The sequence below is a fragment of the Mesorhizobium sp. M5C.F.Ca.IN.020.32.2.1 genome (assembly GCF_004023105.1).
Lineage (GTDB): Bacteria > Pseudomonadota > Alphaproteobacteria > Rhizobiales > Rhizobiaceae > Mesorhizobium > Mesorhizobium wenxiniae.
In genome coordinates this window covers 1-675 of sequence record NZ_RZSX01001528.1, presented here as the reverse complement: position 1 = coordinate 675, position 675 = coordinate 1, and the positions used below count along the sequence as shown (strand labels likewise).

At 67.0% G+C, this 675-nt stretch carries 1 protein-coding gene; it reads left to right on the top strand.

Annotated elements, in window-relative coordinates; genetic code table 11:
* The coding region (locus tag EOA86_RS37230; RefSeq protein ID WP_128345872.1) for a cobyrinate a,c-diamide synthase at positions 1-675 on the top strand (675 nt) is incomplete at both ends.

Here is a 675-nt window from a genome sequence, read left to right as displayed (position 1 = left end):
GCGTATGGCCGGCGTCGTGCTCAACCGGTTGGGCAGCGAGCGTCACCGCCGGCTTTGCAGCGACGCGATCGAGGCGATCGGCCTGCCTGTTGTCGGGGCGATCCTGCGAGATCCATCGCTTAACCTGCCGGAGCGCCATCTCGGCCTCGTCCAGGCCGGCGAATATGAGGATTTGATGGCCCATCTCGACCGGCTGGCCGACATGGTCGAAAGATCGCTCGACCTCGAGGCCATCATGGCGTTGGCGGCGCCAATTGCGCCCGCACCGGGCAGCTTCAGCGGCGCGCTGCCGCCACCCGGCCAGCGCATCGCACTGGCTGAGGACGCCGCCTTCACCTTCCTCTATCCGCATGTCGCGACGCATTGGCGCAAGGCCGGGGCGGAAATCGTCCCCTTCTCGCCGCTCGCCGACGAAGCGCCCAGCGTCAATTGCGATGTCTGCTGGCTGCCCGGCGGCTATCCCGAGCTTCATGCCGGCCGCCTTGCGGCGGCTGTGAATTTCAGGGCCGGCATTGAGGCGTTTTCGGCAACACGGCCGGTGCATGGCGAGTGCGGCGGCTTCATGGTGCTCGGCGAAGCGCTGGAGGACGCATCGGGAGAGACGCACGGGATGCTCGGCCTGCTCGGCCACTCGACCAGCTTTGCCAAGCGAAAGATGAATCTCGGCTACCGCGA